This window comes from Microcystis sp. MC19 (genome assembly GCF_003019735.1).
In the GTDB taxonomy this organism is placed as follows: domain Bacteria; phylum Cyanobacteriota; class Cyanobacteriia; order Cyanobacteriales; family Microcystaceae; genus Microcystis.
In genome coordinates, this window is sequence record NZ_CP020664.1 from 1,906,053 (window position 1) to 1,924,859 (window position 18,807).

Annotated in this window: 20 protein-coding genes and 4 pseudogenes; 11 read left to right on the forward strand and 13 right to left on the reverse strand. The window is 41.3% G+C overall.

What is annotated here, in order from left to right:
- Window positions 1–29 precede the first annotated feature (29 nt).
- Window positions 30–1,046, reverse strand: coding sequence for an IS4 family transposase (locus tag B5D77_RS09670; RefSeq protein WP_106908743.1), 1,017 nt, complete (start codon window positions 1,044–1,046; stop codon window positions 30–32).
- Window positions 1,047–1,097: 51 nt separating this feature from the next.
- Here B5D77_RS09670 and B5D77_RS09675 point away from each other — a divergent pair.
- Both B5D77_RS09675 and B5D77_RS09680 read left to right on the forward strand, forming a co-directional pair.
- A pseudogene (locus tag B5D77_RS09675) lies at window positions 1,098–1,430 on the forward strand (helix-turn-helix domain-containing protein); the annotation flags it as partial.
- Window positions 1,431–1,556: 126 nt separating this feature from the next.
- Window positions 1,557–2,620 (forward strand): ISKra4 family transposase gene (locus B5D77_RS09680; RefSeq protein ID WP_106908108.1). Its coding sequence is split into 2 segments (ribosomal slippage): window positions 1,557–1,713 and window positions 1,713–2,620, totalling 1,065 coding nucleotides; the frame shifts between segments, so codons are not numbered across the junction.
- Window positions 2,621–2,735: 115 nt separating this feature from the next.
- Here B5D77_RS09680 and B5D77_RS09685 read toward each other — a convergent pair.
- The 3 genes and pseudogenes from B5D77_RS09685 to B5D77_RS09695 form a co-directional block, all read right to left on the reverse strand.
- Window positions 2,736–2,903 (reverse strand): annotated as a pseudogene (locus B5D77_RS09685) (DUF29 domain-containing protein); the annotation flags it as partial.
- 105 nt (window positions 2,904–3,008) lie between these two features.
- Window positions 3,009–3,383 (reverse strand): 6-carboxytetrahydropterin synthase QueD, encoded by a 375-nt coding sequence (gene queD, locus B5D77_RS09690; protein ID WP_039900104.1) that lies wholly within the window; start codon window positions 3,381–3,383, stop codon window positions 3,009–3,011.
- A 555-nt stretch (window positions 3,384–3,938) separates the two neighbouring features.
- The gene (locus B5D77_RS09695) at window positions 3,939–4,499 is read right to left on the reverse strand and encodes a PEP-CTERM sorting domain-containing protein (RefSeq protein WP_008202545.1); all 561 of its coding nucleotides are present in this window, start codon (window positions 4,497–4,499) and stop codon (window positions 3,939–3,941) included.
- 258 nt (window positions 4,500–4,757) lie between these two features.
- Here B5D77_RS09695 and B5D77_RS09705 point away from each other — a divergent pair, with 258 nt between their 5' ends.
- The 3 genes from B5D77_RS09705 (at window position 4,758) to B5D77_RS09715 (ending at window position 6,759) form a co-directional block, all read left to right on the forward strand.
- On the forward strand, window positions 4,758–5,267 hold the full coding sequence (locus B5D77_RS09705) for a transcriptional regulator (RefSeq protein ID WP_172969292.1): 510 nt from the start codon (window positions 4,758–4,760) through the stop codon (window positions 5,265–5,267).
- Between the two features lie 161 nt (window positions 5,268–5,428).
- Complete coding sequence (gene crtR / locus B5D77_RS09710) at window positions 5,429–6,322, forward strand: beta-carotene hydroxylase (RefSeq protein WP_008202538.1); 894 nt, start codon at window positions 5,429–5,431, stop codon at window positions 6,320–6,322.
- A 119-nt stretch (window positions 6,323–6,441) separates the two neighbouring features.
- A complete protein-coding gene (locus B5D77_RS09715; RefSeq protein ID WP_002763627.1) occupies window positions 6,442–6,759 on the forward strand; it encodes a hypothetical protein in 318 nt (105 codons plus the stop codon).
- Here B5D77_RS09715 and B5D77_RS09720 read toward each other — a convergent pair whose 3' ends face one another.
- From B5D77_RS09720 to B5D77_RS26590, 5 genes are all read right to left on the reverse strand, one after another.
- Complete coding sequence (locus B5D77_RS09720; protein ID WP_008202534.1) at window positions 6,760–7,314, reverse strand: hypothetical protein; 555 nt, start codon at window positions 7,312–7,314, stop codon at window positions 6,760–6,762.
- A gap of 138 nt (window positions 7,315–7,452) precedes the next feature.
- Window positions 7,453–8,253 carry an exodeoxyribonuclease III gene (gene xth / locus B5D77_RS09725; RefSeq protein ID WP_106908744.1) on the reverse strand — a complete coding sequence of 267 codons (801 nt, stop codon included), beginning with the start codon at window positions 8,251–8,253 and terminating at the stop codon, window positions 7,453–7,455.
- Between the two features lie 22 nt (window positions 8,254–8,275).
- Window positions 8,276–8,860 (reverse strand): chromophore lyase CpcT/CpeT, encoded by a 585-nt coding sequence (locus B5D77_RS09730; RefSeq protein WP_008202529.1) that lies wholly within the window; start codon window positions 8,858–8,860, stop codon window positions 8,276–8,278.
- A gap of 99 nt (window positions 8,861–8,959) precedes the next feature.
- Window positions 8,960–9,418: a 50S ribosomal protein L9 gene (gene rplI, locus B5D77_RS09735; protein ID WP_008202527.1), complete on the reverse strand. Its 459-nt coding sequence runs from the start codon at window positions 9,416–9,418 to the stop codon at window positions 8,960–8,962.
- Window positions 9,419–9,993: 575 nt separating this feature from the next.
- Window positions 9,994–10,350, reverse strand: coding sequence for a hypothetical protein (locus B5D77_RS26590; protein WP_008202521.1), 357 nt, complete (start codon window positions 10,348–10,350; stop codon window positions 9,994–9,996).
- A gap of 218 nt (window positions 10,351–10,568) precedes the next feature.
- On the opposite strand from B5D77_RS26590, the gene B5D77_RS09750 reads away from it, so the two are divergent.
- The gene (locus B5D77_RS09750) at window positions 10,569–11,084 is read left to right on the forward strand and encodes a hypothetical protein (protein WP_106908745.1); all 516 of its coding nucleotides are present in this window, start codon (window positions 10,569–10,571) and stop codon (window positions 11,082–11,084) included.
- Between the two features lie 336 nt (window positions 11,085–11,420).
- Here the strand turns inward: B5D77_RS09750 and B5D77_RS09760 are convergent, their stop codons facing one another.
- Window positions 11,421–12,638, reverse strand: a complete 1,218-nt coding sequence (locus B5D77_RS09760) for an ISAs1 family transposase (protein WP_254052976.1) — start codon at window positions 12,636–12,638, stop codon at window positions 11,421–11,423.
- A gap of 141 nt (window positions 12,639–12,779) precedes the next feature.
- Here B5D77_RS09760 and B5D77_RS26245 point away from each other — a divergent pair, with 141 nt between their 5' ends.
- Together B5D77_RS26245 and B5D77_RS27690 are read left to right on the forward strand one after the other, a co-directional pair.
- Window positions 12,780–12,971 carry a hypothetical protein gene (locus B5D77_RS26245; protein ID WP_216824551.1) on the forward strand — a complete coding sequence of 64 codons (192 nt, stop codon included), beginning with the start codon at window positions 12,780–12,782 and terminating at the stop codon, window positions 12,969–12,971.
- A 349-nt stretch (window positions 12,972–13,320) separates the two neighbouring features.
- Window positions 13,321–13,431: pseudogene (locus B5D77_RS27690) on the forward strand (DNA-binding protein); the annotation flags it as partial.
- Window positions 13,432–13,482: 51 nt separating this feature from the next.
- Here the strand turns inward: B5D77_RS27690 and B5D77_RS09775 are convergent.
- The gene (locus tag B5D77_RS09775; RefSeq protein ID WP_002791832.1) at window positions 13,483–14,556 is read right to left on the reverse strand and encodes a Gfo/Idh/MocA family protein; all 1,074 of its coding nucleotides are present in this window, start codon (window positions 14,554–14,556) and stop codon (window positions 13,483–13,485) included.
- Between the two features lie 233 nt (window positions 14,557–14,789).
- Between B5D77_RS09775 and B5D77_RS09780 the strand changes: the two genes are divergently transcribed.
- Window positions 14,790–15,362, forward strand: a complete 573-nt coding sequence (locus B5D77_RS09780; RefSeq protein ID WP_008202509.1) for a shikimate kinase — start codon at window positions 14,790–14,792, stop codon at window positions 15,360–15,362.
- Complete coding sequence (locus B5D77_RS09785) at window positions 15,362–15,685, forward strand: cupin domain-containing protein (protein WP_008202507.1); 324 nt, start codon at window positions 15,362–15,364, stop codon at window positions 15,683–15,685. Before B5D77_RS09780 ends, B5D77_RS09785 begins: the two co-directional genes overlap by 1 nt.
- Window positions 15,686–15,699: 14 nt before the next feature.
- Here the strand turns inward: B5D77_RS09785 and hemW are convergent, their stop codons facing one another.
- Window positions 15,700–16,872: a radical SAM family heme chaperone HemW gene (gene hemW, locus B5D77_RS09790; RefSeq protein ID WP_106908746.1), complete on the reverse strand. Its 1,173-nt coding sequence runs from the start codon at window positions 16,870–16,872 to the stop codon at window positions 15,700–15,702.
- 252 nt (window positions 16,873–17,124) lie between these two features.
- Here hemW and B5D77_RS09795 point away from each other — a divergent pair.
- Window positions 17,125–17,294 (forward strand): annotated as a pseudogene (locus B5D77_RS09795) (ISL3 family transposase); the annotation flags it as partial.
- Between the two features lie 674 nt (window positions 17,295–17,968).
- Here the strand turns inward: B5D77_RS09795 and murI are convergent.
- Window positions 17,969–18,781: a glutamate racemase gene (murI, locus tag B5D77_RS09800; protein WP_008198171.1), complete on the reverse strand. Its 813-nt coding sequence runs from the start codon at window positions 18,779–18,781 to the stop codon at window positions 17,969–17,971.
- Window positions 18,782–18,807: the final 26 nt, after the last annotated feature.

Sequence of the window (18,807 nt, forward strand, 5' to 3'; positions counted from 1 at the left end):
AGAACATGACAACCCCAGAACGCCATTTTTCAGATTGAATAGACAATTTTCCTAAACCAGTGTACATAGCTGATATGTTGACACATAAAACTCTGTAAATAGCGCAATTTATCTAATAAGCTTTTGCCAAATACTTCTTCAATATCTATTAGCTGCAAAATTAAATAAGCGATGATACAGCTATAAATTTGTATCCGAATTCCTTTCTCGTTTTTTGTGATTAAGCGGTCAAGCTTTAGGTGCATTTTTAAGAACTTCCAAAGAAGTTCTATTTGCCATCTTTGTCGATACATTTCGGCAATTTCCTCATTACTTACCCCCCCTTCTCCTTCTAACGGTAAGTCTGTCGCTATCCGAAATTCACTTTTACTTTCTAGATCACAAAACTCAACGATTCTTACCTCTACTTTTCTTTTTTCTGCTCCTAGCTTGCTCTGACCATTTTCCAGCATTTCTAGCTTCATATCATTTTTTACCCTTAAAACAAAGTGCTTGTCTTTTTTCTCTAATAATTTTCTGATTCTTTCATTAGAAGAAAAGCCTCTGTCCATTACCCCAACTCCATTTACAGGAATTTCTTCTATAGTTTTTTCCCCTTCTTTAGAGTCATGTCCTTGACCAAAATTGATCACAATTCCCCCCACTTCTGTGGTGATACTATTTATTCCACAAAATAATTTTACTTGATGCCATCCTTTTGTCCATAACAGTTTACTTGTCAGTGAGATTATTGTCGAGTCAATTGGAAATAAAGCTTGAGCTGCTTCTTTTCCTTTTTTGTTTACTAAACTTTTATTTAATTTATTGATGATTTTCTCAAATGGTTCTGTCTCTCGGATTTTACTCGCCTTAGAAAACGTTGACGTATTGACATTAATTCCTTGCATTTTCAGGCGTGCGCTTAAGTCTCTCATGCTGACGATACTTTTATCCAGCGCAAAACCTATCCAACAGGACACAAAAGTAAATGTACTTAATGCGGGATAGTCATTTTTGGGGAGTGGCTTGAGAAGCTCTTTCATTAGTTTTGGGAAAATTGTTAGCATGGCTTATTCACATTTATTGGTGTACATTTACTTTGTTTTCTTATCTATAATATCAAATTTTGTACCACTTTTTTCCACGTTCAACACTTCTGGGAAAAAGCCTATTCGTTTCGATTTTACCCCACACCAAAACAAGAGTCGCTATTGCGGCGCACTTTGGGCTGTGTAAGATTAGTTTACAACAAAGCTCTCCACGAACGAACACAAGCTTGGTATGAAAGACAAGAAAGAGTAGGCTACGCTCAAACTTCTTCAATGCTAACCGATTGGAAAAAACAAGAAGAATTAGACTTTTTAAACGAAGTTAGCTGTGTACCCTTACAACAAGGTTTAAGACATTTACAAACAGCTTTGACCAATTTCTTTGGGGAGCATCTCACTTATGCAATGAGTATTAATACTTATAGCAGTCAAAAACTAGAAAATCTTCAACTTGATCACAAAGAGAAATGAGATTATAATAGTTATAACTTACAATTCAGAATAGCTCTCGATGGGAGGAATAATTCAATGTTATCAGAAAATGAAAAAAGAATTAAAGAGTTATGTCAAGAGTTAGGGCAATGTCTCTATGAGCAATCCCAAATTAAGAAATTTAATAACTTGGGAGAGATAGAGGAGACAGTCAGAGATTTAATGATTCATTATGTTAACCCAGAAATCGGTATTTTTTTGTCAAAACAAGCACAGAAGAAACTGCCGGTCGGACGAGAAAAGTGAAAAGTATTTTGGGGGAATTACCAATTACAGAAAAACAAGCGAAAAAATTAGAAATAAAGTCTCGGACTCAGATGAGTCCAATGTTAGAGAAGAACTGTTTGCTATTAAGTGGCGATGAATCCTACGAAAAATCGGCGCAGAAAATCAAATCATTGACAGGGATTGCTGTTTCTCACAGTACCCAACAACGCCTCGTACATCGATATGCTTTTGAAGAATTACCGTCTAACCCAGAAGTGGAAGTGGAAGAAATGAGCCTAGATGGCGGTAAGGTACGACTAAGAACTGCCAAGGGAAAAGCCTTAATTTGGCGTGATTATAAAGCAGTGAGTTTTCATCAACTGGGGGTAGCGGCTTTTTTTCAAGATAACTCAGCTTTATTAGATTTGGTTAATTCTCAAGTTTTGGCCAAGCCTTTAATTTGTTTAGGAGATGGACATGATGGTATCTGGAATTTATTTCGTGAGATCGGAGAGAAACAGGAAAGAATTGAAATATTGGATTGGTATCATTTAATCGAAAACCTCTATAAAGTTGGCGGGTCATTCCAGCGAATTGAGGAGGTAAAATGTTTTCTATGGAAGGGGGACGTGGACGCCGCTATCTCTTGTTGTGAAGGATGGTCAGAGCCGCAAGTTGAGAATTTTATTACTTATTTAAACAAGCATAAACATCGAATTGTCAATTATGGTTATTTGCAGGCAGAGGGGATTTCCATTGGCTCTGGCTCCGTCGAATCAAAAATTAAACAAATTGCTCATCGTCTTAAAATTACTGGTGCAAGTTGGCAATCTTGTAATGTACCGCAAGTCCTTCGTCATCGCTGTGCTTATCTAAATGGTTGCCTTTTTTAACTTTTTTATTGATCTCATTAAGCATTTCTACTTATTGCAAAGGTGAGATGCTCCCACTATGAGAACGTTTAGAGGGTTGATACTGCCATTTAAGGAGGTGAAGCAATAGCTTTTATAAATTACTTTTCAAAGCCTTTTTATCACTCCTCCCCATTGCCTCAATTTCCTCAATCAGATTTTCTAAATCGAGGTACTCCCACTTACCTTCTTTAAGTAATTTAGCAGTTTCTTCTACCCACAGATTAAAGTCTGTGTCATAAAGTTTCTTGGCAGTAGATAGCATATTAGGTTTCTCCTACCTCCTTCATCTTAGAGGATTGTGACTGGGAATCTTATAATTTTCGTGGGATAGGTTTGCAATCCATCCTAGCTAATGATAGCTTGCCGATTAGGGATAATAGGTACATCCAGAGGTACAGGTTTCGCAGATTTCGACGGCATGAAGGTTGGGTAAACCAGCTTTTGCCAATTTTTCATAGATCCAGCGCGATAATTCTTCACTGGTGGGATTTTCTAAACCAGTGGTTTCATTGAGATAATGATGGTCGAGAAAATTATCGAGTAATGGCTGTAAATATTGTTTAATTTCACCAAAATCCATCACCATTCCCTGTTGTGAGCCTTGGGGCTGTAAATGATTACTTTTCACATAGACGCGTCCTAGCCAACTATGACCGTGGAGACGGCGACATTTACCTTCGTAATGGGGTAAATGATGGGCTGCTTCAAAGCGAAATTCTTTGTAAATAATCCATTCTGCCATGGTTAATCCGTCGATACTGTCGGTTAGGTCTGCTTTATTTATTTGGCCACCGATAGTCATCCATTCTAGTCAAAAGCTTAGTATTCTTAGTCCATAGTAAGCTGTTGGCGCATCTAATACCATTTTTCTTTATTCATGGCAGACATCCTACTCCTCTCTCCCCCCTCTTGCCCCCCCGATGTCGGTAGGGCTGATTCATTCTCCGAATCTAATTCTTTTTTTTGCTACCTTTAATCGCTTATGAGGCAAGCAAAGCACGACGTTTTTAGAAATTTTCAGATATATATTGCCGAGAAATCGACTAAAAACGTTGTCATACTAAATCTGGTTATTAAAAACTGATTATTTATTCCCCTTTGCCTTTTGCATGACTAGAAAACGGGTTTCTCCGAGAAACCCGTTTTCTGTGCGTTACTCAACGGATTTAGTATCAGATAAAGATTTGAGAGAATGACATTTGAGAGCATGAAACGACCCTACCCTTATCAAGGGTGATCCCCCGGGCTATCGGCACGCCCCTTATCAAGGAGGGCAGGGGGGATCAATCGGTCAAAATTACCCTTCCAGTTTCCGGCCTTTGCACAAAAGACCCACCCCGGCAACGGAGAGTAAACCGAGAACCGTCGCTGGTTCGGGAACGGTGGGAGTGCCAGCCGGGGTCAGGGAATAATTGGTGATAACGAAGGGTTCGCCAACAGAACCGTAGCCACCGGCGGGAACGAAAAGGTCAACCGGAAATAGAAAGCCAGCGGGTAAAAAGCCGAATGAACTAGGACAAGCCGTGGTGGCACAAGCGATAAAATCCAGTCCCGATCCGTCTAAGGATAGCACCGCCTGACCCGTTACAACACCACCACCAGCAAGAATGCTATTGAGATAAGAACCTATCAACGGAAGAGCGGGGGCGGGAGAGCCGTTAAAGGTGGTATTACTGATAGAACTGACGAATACCGTGTTGTTATCTGGTTGCAGGGTTCCGTCAACCGTCGCAGTGATCGTTCCTGCGCTGGAGGTGTAGGAAAAGTTAAAAGTTGCGGCGCTGGCAACCGGTGCGAGGGTGGCGGTGGCTACCGTGGCGAGGGCGACGGAATAACAAAGGGAACTTTTGAGGGGCATAGAATACATTGTTTAGCTAAATTCCCACGCATTCTACCCCCCCCCCCGATTTTGTCAAGGTTGTTGCTATTTATATTTATTATGCTTTATCTAGCTATTGATTACTCGATTCGGGATTTAGGGCGATCTCCCAAGAGAGCGGCGAAGGGATGGGCTTTTCTGGGGTGCGAGGGGCGATCGGTAAAATTGACATACACTATAATTATCAGAGCGATCGATGTTTATCTAAGTTAAAAACAACAATAAAACTAGCGATCGATGGGCGTGATCAGTAAAGTCAAATTAGGAGAGTTTTGGGAACGCCACTCGGACGCGGAAGACACTCTTACCGATTGGTATAACTTCGCTAGTAAGGCTAACTGGAAAAATTTAGTAGAGGTTCAAGGTCGCTTGCAGTATCAACCGAAACCGATTAATAACTCCCAAGAATACGAGCGATTTTTAAGCATAATTGAAGGGATGATGTCACGGGAGTTAAGCAATGACGAAGGACTATTATTCGATTTATTGGTGTTATTAGTGGAAGAATACGAGCGGAAACATTATCCGATCGCCCGAACAAATCCTACCGCTACGTTAGAATCGTTACTGGATGAATTCGATATCGATAGGGAGTGTCTTGTGGATATTTTCGGCGATCGGGATAGAGTAGAATCGGTGATAGGGGGGAAACAGGCGATCGCTCCCTCTCAAGCCGAGTCTCTAGCCGAATTTTTTAATCGTTTAAGTGCGAAACTGGCGTTAAGCGCCCGTGATTTTCTCTTGTAGCCTCGCTTTCCCTCGGGGACTGGGGGGGAAGACCATATAACAAATCCTTACTTTCTTCATAACTTTAGATTAATTAAGATAATGTTACAAAACTTTATGAAAAAGCCGTAGTATGATAATTTACGCCAGTAAAGCGAACACAATAAGGAGCAACACCCATAATGCAGTCGGCCGAGATGTTGCTGACAGTCCCCAAAGAGTATTTAAAAGCACCGGGGGGCTTCAACCCAAACGTTACCATGTTTTTCAGTGCCTTGAGCCTAATAACCCTATCTACCTGTGGGTATTGGCTCTGGTCCTGGCCTGACTGGATTTGTTTTAGTGCTAATGTCCTCGCTTTACATTTATCGGGGACAGTTATCCACGATGCCTCTCATAATTCTGCCCATAGTAATCGGCTATTTAATGCTATTTTAGGTCATGGCAGTGCTTTAATGCTCGGTTTTGCCTTTCCGGTCTTCACTAGAGTCCATTTACAGCACCACGCTCACGTTAACGATCCCGAAAATGATCCGGATCATTTTGTCTCCACTGGCGGCCCTTTGTGGATGATTGCGGCCAGATTTTTTTATCACGAGATTTTCTTTTTTAAGCGGCAACTCTGGCGGAAATACGAACTGCTGGAATGGTTCCTCAGTCGTCTTTTTGTGGCTACCATAGTCATCGTCGCCTGTCAATACGGTTTTATCAGCTATGTGATGAATTTTTGGTTTGTTCCCGCTTTAGTGGTGGGAATTGCCCTCGGTTTATTTTTCGATTATCTCCCCCATCGTCCTTTCCAAGAGCGCAATCGTTGGAAAAATGCCCGCGTTTACCCCAGTCCTCTCTTAAATCTGCTGATTTTAGGACAGAATTATCATCTAGTGCATCATCTTTGGCCGTCGATTCCCTGGTACAAGTACCAACCGGCATACTATGCCACTAAACCGCTTTTAGACGCAAAAGAGTGTGAACAGTCTTTAGGTTTACTGCAAGGTAAGAATTTCTGGAGTTTCCTCTACGACGTCTTCTTGGGGATTCGCTTTCACTCCCATTCTTCCAAATCTAACTTATAGCAGTTATCGTAATGATGAGGTACAAAGTTTTCGTTTTGGCAAGTCGGTGGTCGATTTTATGAGAAACTCTGTATCTGTAATGGTTTCTTTGTCAACTTGATTTTTTGAAGGAGGATTTTATGGGTCAGCATTGGGGAAAAGCCTTAATTTTAACAACAACTTTCTTGACAATTAACATCGATTATGCTAAGTCTTTAACCTTTGGTGAGGCCGTTGGTATTGGAGCGGGGGCCTTGTTAATCAACCGGGCGGTACAGGATAATAGACAACGTTATCGATTTGTGCCACCAGAGCAAGAATTTCAGCGCGGACTAGAGGACGGTTTTAACTTTGCCCGCTATGATAATCCGCGCAATTCTAGGGACTACGATGACGGTTTTATCGAGGGACGAAGACGGCGGGAGTCGGGTTGGTCCAGTCCCAACCGGAGAGGTTGATTATTTTTTTGGTCTGCGTCCCACTTCGGCGGTTTCTTGAATGGAAAAGATCCTCAATTTACCGTCGATGGGAGCGACTTTAGCCACCGCTGCCGATGCCACTATATAGTTATCACCCTCGGTGTTGGTAATATTGACTACCCGCTCGCGAGTGATAATCGCCATCTCGTTATTTGCAAGAATATCCACGTCCCAATTCTCAGAAAGAACCTCTATACTTTTAATATTTTTGTAGGATTCCTCTAAAAATATTTTATGTTCCGTGATGCCATTTAACTCAAAAATTTCGGTACTAGCATCGGTTTTAATGGTCAATTGCGAGGAAATAAACGGGGCATAGTGTTTAAGGATTAGGGCGATATTTTTGTCTTTAATAGCGGTTTCAATGTCTTGAATCATTGCTTTAATTTCCGCTTCGCTAATTTTTTGTCCCCAATCGCGATTACTCGATTGTTTTACTGGCACTATCGAGGGATTAGCATTGACCAAAGGGGGGGAGATGCCGGGGAGAAGGGATAAACCGAGCAATAGAACAATTAATTGGGGAGAACGCATAATTTAATAAACTTGGTAAATTCAACCCGAATCATAGCATTTTCTCGTTACCGAATAAATCCTCAAGGTGAAAGTCCCTACTTAGGGAAGCTAAGAGAGCAAAATTCTGGCTGTGCAAAGTCTAGGTTGATCCTTTAGCTATTTTTGGCTTGATATTTCCAGAATAACAGGGGTATGATCGCTAGGTTTTTCTTGTTTTCTGGGTTCTCGATCTATCAGACAATTAACGGCTTTTTCGTATAGCTGAGGAGTTAAATAAAGATGATCGATTCGCCAACCTCGGTTACGAGCAAAACCACCGCTGCGATAATCCCACCAACTATAATGTCCTGGATCCGAGGTGAATTTTCTAAAGGCATCTTGTAAGCCAATTTCTAAGACCTTTTCTAAAGCTTCTCTTTCTTTAGCTGAAGACATAATATGATTTTCTTTGCCCTTGGGATCATAAATATCTTTATCTTCTAAGGCAATATTAAAATCACCACAGATACATAATTCTTGGGGTTGAGAATTAATTATTTTATCTAGATATTTCCTGAGAGTTTCTAACCATTTAAGCTTATAAATATATTTGTCACTATCTAGAGAAGAACCGTTAGGAACGTAGAGATTAATAATCCGAATATCGCCGATTACTCCAGTAATTAGCCGTTTCTGTTCGTCCAGTTCTCCCGTTAAATTTTCGCCGATAATGGGACTAAATCCCACAGTGATATCCTCCAGGGGTTTTTGGCTAAAAATCGCCACACCATTATAGGCTTTTTGTCCAGAGAGATAGAGATGATAACCCAAAGATTCAAAAGCTTCTCTGGGAAAATCTCGATCGATTACCTTAGTTTCTTGCAAGCATAAAACCTCAACGGGATTGAGTTGTAACCAGTTAATTACCTGTTCTTGTCGGCTGCGAATCGAGTTGACATTCCATGTGGCGATTTTCATAGCTAAAAACCAAGAATTTTTCTCATACTTCCTCGGCAAAACTGGCGCAACGCACAAACTCAAAGGGACCGGCGATCGAACCCCAGACTAATTGATCGGTTTCGGGATCTAAACCACGATCAACGCTAATTAATCCCCGTTCACTAATTTCAAAACTATTATCCAAATAAGTCATTTTATCTTTGCGAAAGACTAAACATTGTTTACCCGGTTTCACCACCCCTTTAAAACTGTTACCAGTCCAGGTGACATTCATATCACAACCCGGCATCGGTTCTAATAGGTCTAAGGTGAGATTTTTGAGACGGTGGGGTTCTCTAGAAGCACCAAAAAAGTTAGCTTCCTCTTTAACTTTAAAGTTTTCTAGTTCAATATGGTCATCGACTACCGACAATTTAAATACTCGCAAACGATAGGGAGTATTGAGCATAAAATCGTAGGCCTGCTCTAAAAACAAACTGGTTCCCTCCAGTAATTCATCGGGTAGAGGACGCATACACACGCGAATATGGGCAAAAAAAGGCGGATTAGCAAAAGCTTGTTCTTGATTACTAAAATCCGCCGCCATCCAGCGTGCTAGGGTTTTTATATCCGTGGGATGAGTCATAGTTTTTGAGATGTGAATGGCTATTAGCTATCAGCCATCAGCTAGTTAATTGCTCTGATAAGTTTTCACTGATTACTGATAACTATGACCCGATAATTGTTATTGTGCGATTACTTTAATTTCGATATCGGCACTAACTTCGGGATGGAGTTTGACTTGTACTTTATAGACTCCCAATTGACCGATATCGGGGACGGTAATACCACGGCGATCGATTTCTAATTTAGCATTTTCTAGAATAACCGTAGCCACATCTTGACTGGTGACAGTACCAAAAATTGCCTCATTTTCTCCCGCCTGTTTAGGGATGCTGTAGGGACTGAGTTTTTCGATCGCAGTTTTTCTGGTTTCCGCTTCTTGTTTTTCGGCGAGGAGACGTTGACGCTCTTTTTCTTTCCTAAATTCTGCCTGTTTAATCGCGCCTTTGGTGGCTAAAACGGCCACACCTTGGGGGATAAGGTAATTGCGCGCATAACCGGGGGCCACTTCCACCACATCGCCATTTTCACCTAATTTGCTGACTTTTTGATTGAGGATAACCTGCATTCGTTTCACCATGATCTTGACCTAAAACAATAGTTCCAAAACCCTTATCATACCATGCAATCGTCAAGTCTTGATCACAAGTTAGTTATTGCCGGCGGCGATGATCTGGGTTAATAGGGGTCCGATTGCCTGAAAGGCCGAGGGTAAAACCGCTACGGTGGCGGCTGCGATAATAAAGGTCGTGGCTAATCTCAGCACTTTCTCGGAGGCTTTTTCGTAGGTGTCAGATTTATAGTCGAGTTTGTCTAATCTTTGGTCTATTTCCTGAAAACGTTGGTCTATCGCCTCAAAACGTTGGTCTATTTCCTGAAAACGAAGGAGTCAACTTCTGATAATGTCGTCCCTCATGTACCCAACACAAAGTAATATTATCAGTCAGTAATTTGAATTGGGGAGCATCATCACAGACCAGAGTTTGCACTACTGGCCAATCAGTTTGTTGATGATAGAAAGCAATCGCTGCTGCTTCTATAATTCGAGTCGGGTGCTGAGAACCTGGTTTGGGTAGATATGTATCAAGTAGGGCATTAAACTCTGCTTCGCTCAACACAGTTTCTTGAGGTAATAGTTTCAGAGCATTTTTCCATTTAGTTGGGATTGGGAAAGTCTCTTTGTAAGTTGTCTGTAAGTTGATTGAGAATCAACTCCAGTTCTGGGGCATTTTGCAATACTTTGACTACACTCAATCTGTCTTTTTTGGCAGTGGTCAAGTAGATTGTATAGAAAGGGTTGCATATTACATTAGTGGTATAGTTCACCCCACCCACCCGCGCACCAGTTTGGTCTAAGTGTTGCCAATGACTGCTCTCTAGTCCTGACGCACATACTTCATTTTTCTCGCTTTCAAACTCCACTTGGTTTTTAATCAGTAGGTTCGATAGATATCCGACTGATATGGATATGCCAATATCTTCTAAAAACTCTAATAATTTGCCTTGGGTCATGTTGCCCCCGTAGTATAGGCTAATGACTAAGGCTTTTATTCCAGGTCCCCATTCTCCTTCATAACCCCAAGGCAGTTCTGCTAAATAGGTTTTTCCTGCTGAGGGTGAGTAGCTGACAGGGGGACAAACAAGCTGAAAAGCTTATGTAGCATGGAATACAGATATCGACTCCCCAAAAAGATAGGTCATATATAGTAAATATGACCTAGAGAACAAAAATGATAAGTGAATTATACCAGAAAGTGTTAGAAAATGAACTGGGGCGAGCCAGATATCTACTGTTGTTAATGGTAGTTGGAACCTTGCAAATATTGAAGCAAGCAAAGTTAGAGATATTAGCGGAAGCCTTACCAATACCAATCCTGTTTGAGAGTCGGATAAAAAAACTAAAAATATTTTTAAAGCTGGAAATTCTGAATATTGAAAAAATCTGGTTTCTCTGCCTAAAAGAGATGTTAAAACAGCAGGAGAGATTCATAATAAAAGGATTAGTATATATTGCCATAGACTGGACGAGTTGCGGAGCAATTAATATCTTGATGGTGAGTCTAATTTATGACAAGAGAGCCATGCCAAGCTATTGGGAAATATTAGATAAAAAAGGAAGTAGTAATCTCGAAGAACAGCAGCGAGTATTGGGAAAAATATTGACGGTGCTATCAGGTCATAAAATCGTGGTGTTAGGAGATAGAGAATTTTGCTCAGTCAGTCTTGGAAAGTGGCTTCACGAGTAGAGTGTATACTTTTTTTAAGACAAAAACAAAGCAGAAATGTCAAGACAGAGGAAGTAGTTTATCAAGAAATGAGGGGATTGGGTCTAAGTCCAGGAACTCAACTATTTTTGAATGATGTAAATATTACAAAAAAGCAGGGATTTAGACCGTTTAACTTAGCTAGTAAGTGGAAAAAACTTACTGAGGTTTTACCACAAAAGAACCTTGATATATTTTGACTAATTTTGAAGATTTAGAGACAGCAATAATGGCCTATCAAAAAAGATTTGATATTGAAGAGATGTTTCGAGATTTTAAGTCGGGAGGCTATAGCTTAGCAGGGTAAGAGCATCTCAATTAGGCTTGACAAAAGGCTTTCAGCACAGCCATCATATAGTTATTATCCATGGCCGCCCGTTTACTTTTTTGTGCCAGACTACGTCGGTAAGTGGATTCCTGGTTAAGAGCGTTAAGTGCTACTCGTCTCAAGAAGGCAAAATTACGAGGGCTGTGACCAGAGCGAATCCGACATTGATCCTCATTAAAAGTAACATCTAAAATCCAATGAGCCTGATTTTCAATGCCCCAATGTTTACGAATAGCATTACCTATTTTTTGAGCATCAGCAGGGAGAGAACTGAGATAAAATTGGACTTCACAAGTGGTTTTATTCCAAAGATGACGAACTCGTTTAACCATGATAATACTTTGAAGTCCTTGCCATTGAGCCTGTTGATAAAGACCGCCGAAAGCTTCTAAAGGTACAGCCCAACACCAACGTTTTTCGAGGCGATGATGACCTTTTTCCAGACGGTAATCATAACTAAATTGAATACCATCAAATTGATGTGCTTGAGCTTGCTCAAACCAGTTTTTGACCTGAGTATAAAGAGTCGGATGATTAGCTTTAAGGGCGACAACGTAGTCAGCTTTTTTGGCTTGAATATGATTAATAATCGCCGTTTGAGTTCCCATAGCATCTAGGGTGATAATTGCCCCTTGAAGGTCTAACAGTTCTAGTAAAGCGGGAATAGCAGTAATCTCATTGGATTTATCTTCCACCTTGACTTGTCCTAAAACTAATTTCTGCTCCCCCGCCCAAGCCGTCACTAAATGCAAGGCTTTAATTCCTTGATTACGGTCGTAAGAACCTCTGAGACTTTTCCCGTCTATGGGAACTATTTCCCCCGAAAGAGAACCGATTAAATGGGGCAGCCATTGAGACAAAACTTTGTCCAAAACTTCCGGGTTAATCCGTTCAAAAACCCGCCGAAAAGTGTCATCAGAAGGAATGCCATTAGGTAATTCTAAAAACTCAGATAACCAAGACTGCTTACTGAGTCCATAATTTTCCATGTCTTCCCAACCTTTGGCTCCTGCTATAACTGCTAAAACAGCAATGACTAAAATATCAGTTAATAAATGTTTTTGGGTTCGGGACGCTCTTGGGTCAGGAATATCTTGAAGATAAGTCAATAAACTAGCTTGAATTTCATTTATTGATGTTAAAGGAAGCTCAGGTTTTAGTTGAGCTTTATTTCCGGTGGGGAGAACGGGAGCAAAACCTTTACCCATGAGCTATTTCCTCATTAATTTTCATCAACAACAGTGAGACTAAGGCTAATTATAAATTATACAGAGGTAGCAGCGGCTAAGTCTGGGTACTGGCAGTGCGGGACGGTGCTATGGCGATTTGATTACCCTATTCAGAAATCTTTGTCAAGTACAATTTATACCAAATTAGATGAGCTTACCCTGTATAGCTTAGAAGGTTCTCAATTAGCACCGCAATACCTATCAAAGCTGATAATTGTTATAGCTATTGCGTATACAAGTGCCACACTACAAGGTAAAAAAATTAAGGATATGGGAATCCAAAAATATGTCACAAGACCTGAAAAAAGATAGCTCTTCTAGGTTCTGTGTGATAAGTTTAATTGACATAGGATCGATCGATCTTTGTGTCCTTTGTGTCTTTGTGGTTCGTTCCACCCCCTCGCTCTTGAGAAATGTATCTTAGAATACATTTTACCCACCAAAGCTGGGAGAGCCAAAAGATATAAAGGTCAACGCAGACACAGCAGTTTTTATGTGGGTCAACATCTCTATCATTGGCTCCAGCTACATCAAATGTTCCCAAAAAATATAGAAGAGCTAATGCAAATTAGCCGCTATCGGTTGAAGGATTACATCAAGGGACAAAGAGCTATATCGCTTGCTCTATCTACCTTCTAGCTCGCTTGTCCCCCTATCAGGAAATTGCCCCAATGTCAAAATGGATGGAGATGATGATGGAGTTCCCTGTGAAAGTCAATGGTGTGGGAAAAAACCCTCAGAAAAATGTTTAAAAAGTTCTTCAGATAACTAATTTTGACTGCTCACCCCAATTCTCTCACTTAAAGAATCGGGGTGAAAACAATTAAGAAGCAGTAATCACGGGAGAATTAAGATATTGATAATTCCAGTCCGATTGTTGCCAAACGCGACCATCAAGGGCAATTTGTTCGATTAAACTAGCTAATCGCAAAGCTTTTAAAGCTTGTTCCCCACCGACAGAAGGTTGGTCCCCACCGCGCACACAATGAACAAAATGTTCTAATTCCGCGTGTAGGGGTTCAATATTGCTAGTATAAACCTTTTCAATTAAACCATCTTGACGGTAGAGAACTTGACCGTAATCGGTGCTATAGTTAGCGGTGGTTTGCCGGTGAATGAGGATTTCATTATTGAGAAAATCCGCTTCCGTGAGAGAATTTTTACAGTGGGCTGCTAAACGGCGAATCTTGCGATGAGTCACCTTACTAGCGGTTAAATTAGCCACCACTCCATTACTAAAACCAAGGGTTGCAGTGACATAATCGAGATAACCGGAATCAGTGGCAGCGCGACTACCACTAGCGGTTAATTTCACCACGGGAGCGGCGACTAATTCTAAAATTAAATCTATATCGTGGATCATTAAATCTAACACCACCGACACATCATTAGCGCGTTGGGAATAGGGACTCATGCGATGGGATTCAATCGCTAAAATCTCCTCGGTTTTCAAGACCTTCGATAACTCTTGGAAAGCGGGATTAAAACGCTCGATATGACCCACTTGCAGAATACAATCGTGATCGGCTGCCGCGTTGACTAAAGATTCCGCTTCACTAATACTAGCGGCGATCGGTTTCTCGATCAAGGTATGTACTCCCCCTTGCAGACAGTCCATCCCGACTCGATGGTGTAACCGGGTGGGGACAGCGATACAAACCGCATCTACCCTAGGTAAGAGGTCTAAATAATTTTCAAAAAAACGGACTCGGTATTTACTGGCAGTTTCCAGACCCTTTTCGACGTTGACATCGGCCACCCCGACGAATTCCACGTCTTTTAACAAACTCAGGATGCGACTATGGTGTTGTCCCATGTTACCGACCCCGATAACCCCGACTTTAATCGGTTTGAGTTGATTTCTATTACCCGGAAAGTTTGCTGGTTGATTGGACATGAATTTTAGACTCCTGTGTTCACACTCCCCACACCACTTGATTAAATTAATCAAGCTGATTTTGTCGATGAATTACCAAGATGGTATCATGGTTATCCAGATTCTGACACGATGTCGGTGTCAATGGGGGTTCTGAGAAGATTTTCTGATTTCATCTGCGGGTTTTTACTCCTAAATGCTTATCAAAACATCGTCCCTGAGTAGCGAGGACTACATTCAGCTAAATTTTAACTATGGACAATTCAACGGATTTTAACTCCTTACGGGGATTAAGTGTTTTTTTGCTAGGAATGATGGGGGCCGGCAAATCCACCCTGGGAGAGTTGCTTTCCCGACGGTTACAATATCGTTTTTTTGATACAGATATATTAATAGAAAGGGTCGCGGGAAAGAAAATCAGGCAAATTTTTGCCGACGAGGGAGAAGCGACTTTTCGGGAGTTAGAAACCCAAGTTTTGGCCGAATTATCCTCTCTGACTAAAACTGTGATTGCCACCGGGGGAGGGATGGTTTTAAAACCGATGAATTGGAGTTATCTTCGTCACGGTTTAATGATTTGGTTAGATGTTCCCCTAGAAGTCTTGGTTAAACGTTTAAAACAAGATACCTCTCGTCCCTTGTTGGAGTCCACTGATTTAGAAAGTAAACTAGAATTATTATTAGAACAAAGACGAGGACTGTATGCAGAAGCGGATCTTCGGATTGTTGTTTCTGACCTAGATACACCTGCTCATATCGTTGAGAAAATTTTAACAGCAATACCGACGGTGATTAAAGATTTTCATCCAGAAAGAGATAATAACTAATGACAGCAGCTTCAATTTTTGATTTACCCGAACTAATTCCTGACCGAGAAATTCTGGAAATTCTGGCCCAAAGTCAGGCTATTCGTCTGGAAAGAATTATTTCCACCGGTCAAACCACTCCCCGGGGTCAATGGTACGATCAATCTGACTTTGAATGGGTGATTTTATTACAGGGATACGCTGAGATTAGTTATGAAGATGGCAGCCGAGTTAATCTGCAAGCAGGGGATTATCTCCTAATTCCTCCTCACCAAAAACATCGCGTCGAATTTACTAGCAATAATCCCCCTTGTATTTGGTTAGCTATCCATTATCGTCAGTAAAATATAGTTTCTGACTATTGCCAGCGATCAAATAAATCGGTTAAAACTAGATTAGAAAACAAAAAACCTTCGGGGTCGCTTAATCTTACCCTGGTATCCCCCTCAATTATTACTAGATTACGCTGTTCATGCGGCTCTAAGACCTCTAAAATTGCTTTTTTGATTTCCGAACCAAAATTAGCTTCAATGGCGGGTAAACTCACCCCTGACCCTAACCTTAACCCTAGCATTAAGGTTTCGAGAAGATCATCGATAAAACTATTTTTCTCCACGTCAATCTGACAGCCTTCTTTTACCCAAGCGAAATAGTCGCGACTTTTGCGCGGACGGGTAAAACGTTGTTGATGAAGATAACTAGCAGCCCCCATACCAAAACCGTAATAGGGACGATTTTCCCAGTAAACTCGATTATGTCGGCATTGATAACCCGGTTTGGCATAGTTAGAAATTTCGTAATGTTGATAACCGGCTAAAGCTAGTTTTTCACCGGCTAAAACATACATTTTTGCCGTGGTTTCATCATCGGGTAAGGGTTTTTTCCCCGGTTGATACTGTTTACCGAAAGGAGTAACCGCTTCTAAGACCAAATCGTAACAGGAAAGATGGGCCGGTTGCAGTTCGATCGCTTTTTCTAGGGAATTTTCCCAATCTGTCAGGGTTTGTTGTGGCAATCCCGAAATCAAATCCAAACTATAGTTAACTATTCCCAATCCCTGAATTAATTCCACTGCCTGATAGATATCCTTAACATTATGCGATCGACCAGAAACCTGTAATAATGGTTCTTGAAAAGCCTGTACTCCTAAACTAACCCGATTAACTCCGGCGCTAAGATAACCCTGTAATTGTTCTAAACTAAAGGTAGCCGGATCAATCTCCATAGAAATCTCTATATCGGCCGCAAAATCAAACTTTTTGGCTAAAGTATCCAGAATTGATCCTAATAATTCCACCGGTAACAGGGAAGGAGTCCCCCCCCCAAAAAAAATTGTTTCTAGGGGTTTCCCCGTCCCCTGACTAAGGCTAATTTCTTCTTGTAATATTTCCACATACTCCACCACAGGGGGAAAAGTCGCCGGATTGGTGTGATTACCGACGACAAAAATCGGGAAATCACAGTAAAAACAGCGCCGACGACAAAAAGGAATATGAATATAAACCGAGGTTACGGGGTCAAAATAGGGCATTATATCAAGTAAAAAGGAAAAAGGGGTTGGGAGAGGGAATTATGAATTATGAAGTGGGAAGTGGGGGAGTGGGAAGAATAGACCTCTTGCATAATTTTTTTATGGTAGAATCAGGGGCTTTGCCTTTTTCTCGATTTTTAGAGGGAAGTCGAAAAAAGGATAAAATGTGATCTTAGGTCAGGCAATCATCATCGGCTCTTCTAGGTTCTGTGTCAGAATGGTACAATAGCAGTACATAAGAGGAGGTGGGTTATCTGGATAGATTTTGATCAACTCCTCGATTTACCCAATGTACAGGGGTCAATTACCAAAAAATTGCTCAGACAATTTTCCTCAAGCTCGCTCTTTTAAATGAAACAATTGAATGTCCGAATTGCCTTCAAATCTTGGATAGAATCAATCAGACAGAGTATAATCTAGTCAGTCCCGATGAAAAAATTTTCACCCCCACAGATGAAAGAGGCTTCCTTCCCTACATCCTACACCCGTTCGGCAGTTCGGCTGGTCTCACCGTCGAAGCCTGAGATCACGGCCGAAGCCGACACCCTACACCCTCTTTCCAGTCAGTGGTACTTTTCCCTCCTGCCTTCTGCCAACCGCCTCTTTCTAGGTTGACAAAAGTCCATAACCTGTGCTGTAGGAGGGATTACAAGAATTTCCGCTCCCCCGTTACTGGGTACAAATCAGGGAAACCCCCAATAAATCTAAAACTTTCCCAAAACTGAATTAACACACTGACTTCCCTCTGGGAAAAATTACTGTATTAATATTGGCAGTCTTGACGAAAACAACTGGTTTTGCCAACATTGCAAAATACAGAGTTACTATTATTTTCCCAGTCATGGGCAAATCATTGTAAGTAGTCGTGCAGAATTAATTTCCTAGTGAAGATAGGCAAAAGGCAAGAGGCAAGAGGCAACAGTAAAGGGATTGAGGTAGATTCGGCTAATCTTAAGAATAAGCACTTTAAATGCGTCTTAGCTTACTTATTAGTGTCCGTGCTTCACCTTGACGAGAAAGGATGTAAATAGCAGTTTCCTGCTGTCTTTTCACTGATAACTGCTCACTGATAACTGCTCACGGAAAAGGCTAAGGGTTATAAAACGGGGACGGGTAAATAAACCTTTTCTACCCTGGGAGAAAAACCTAGCCATTGACGAGATAAACGGGCAAAAGTGTCAGGATCACCGCTAACTGCGAAGTTAGTAGGTAGGGGTGTTTCGGGATTTTTTAGTCCTAATAATTCTAGCTCTTTTTCCGCCGCTCGGACAACGGCAGCGGCGGGATCTACCAAGCGCACGGAACTAGGTAAAAGAGGACGTAAAACCGGGGAAAGATGGCGATAATGGGTACAACCATAGACCAGAGTATCAATATTTTCTGCCAGTAAAGGCTGAAGATATTCCCTAGCCACTTGTGTGGTGTAGGGGTCAAAAATGCGGTTAGCCTCGATCAAAGGTACAAACTCAGGACAGGGAATTTGCCAAACTTGGGCAGTAGGATCGATTTCTTGTATAGCTTGTTTATAGGCATTACTTTTAGCCGTAGCCGGGGTAGAAATCACACCAATGCGCTTTCCTTTTTCAACGGCAGTTTTTGCCCCGGGCAAAATTACCCCCAAAATCGGTAAATCTTTAAATTCGGCCCGCACTTCTTCTAAAGCCAAGGCAGAACTGGTATTACAGGCCATAATCACCATTTTCACCTGGCGATCGCTCATCCAAGTGAGAATTTGCAGGACAAATTCGATAATTTCTCCTTTAGAACGGGTTCCGTAGGGAAGTCTAGCGGTGTCAGCGAAATAGAGAATCGATTCTTGGGGCAGTTGTTTATACAACTCCCTTAAAACGGTCAGTCCACCCACACCACTATCAAACACACCAATCGGACTAAATTGTGATTCTCTCATAGATATCGAGGAAAACGCTCATCTAA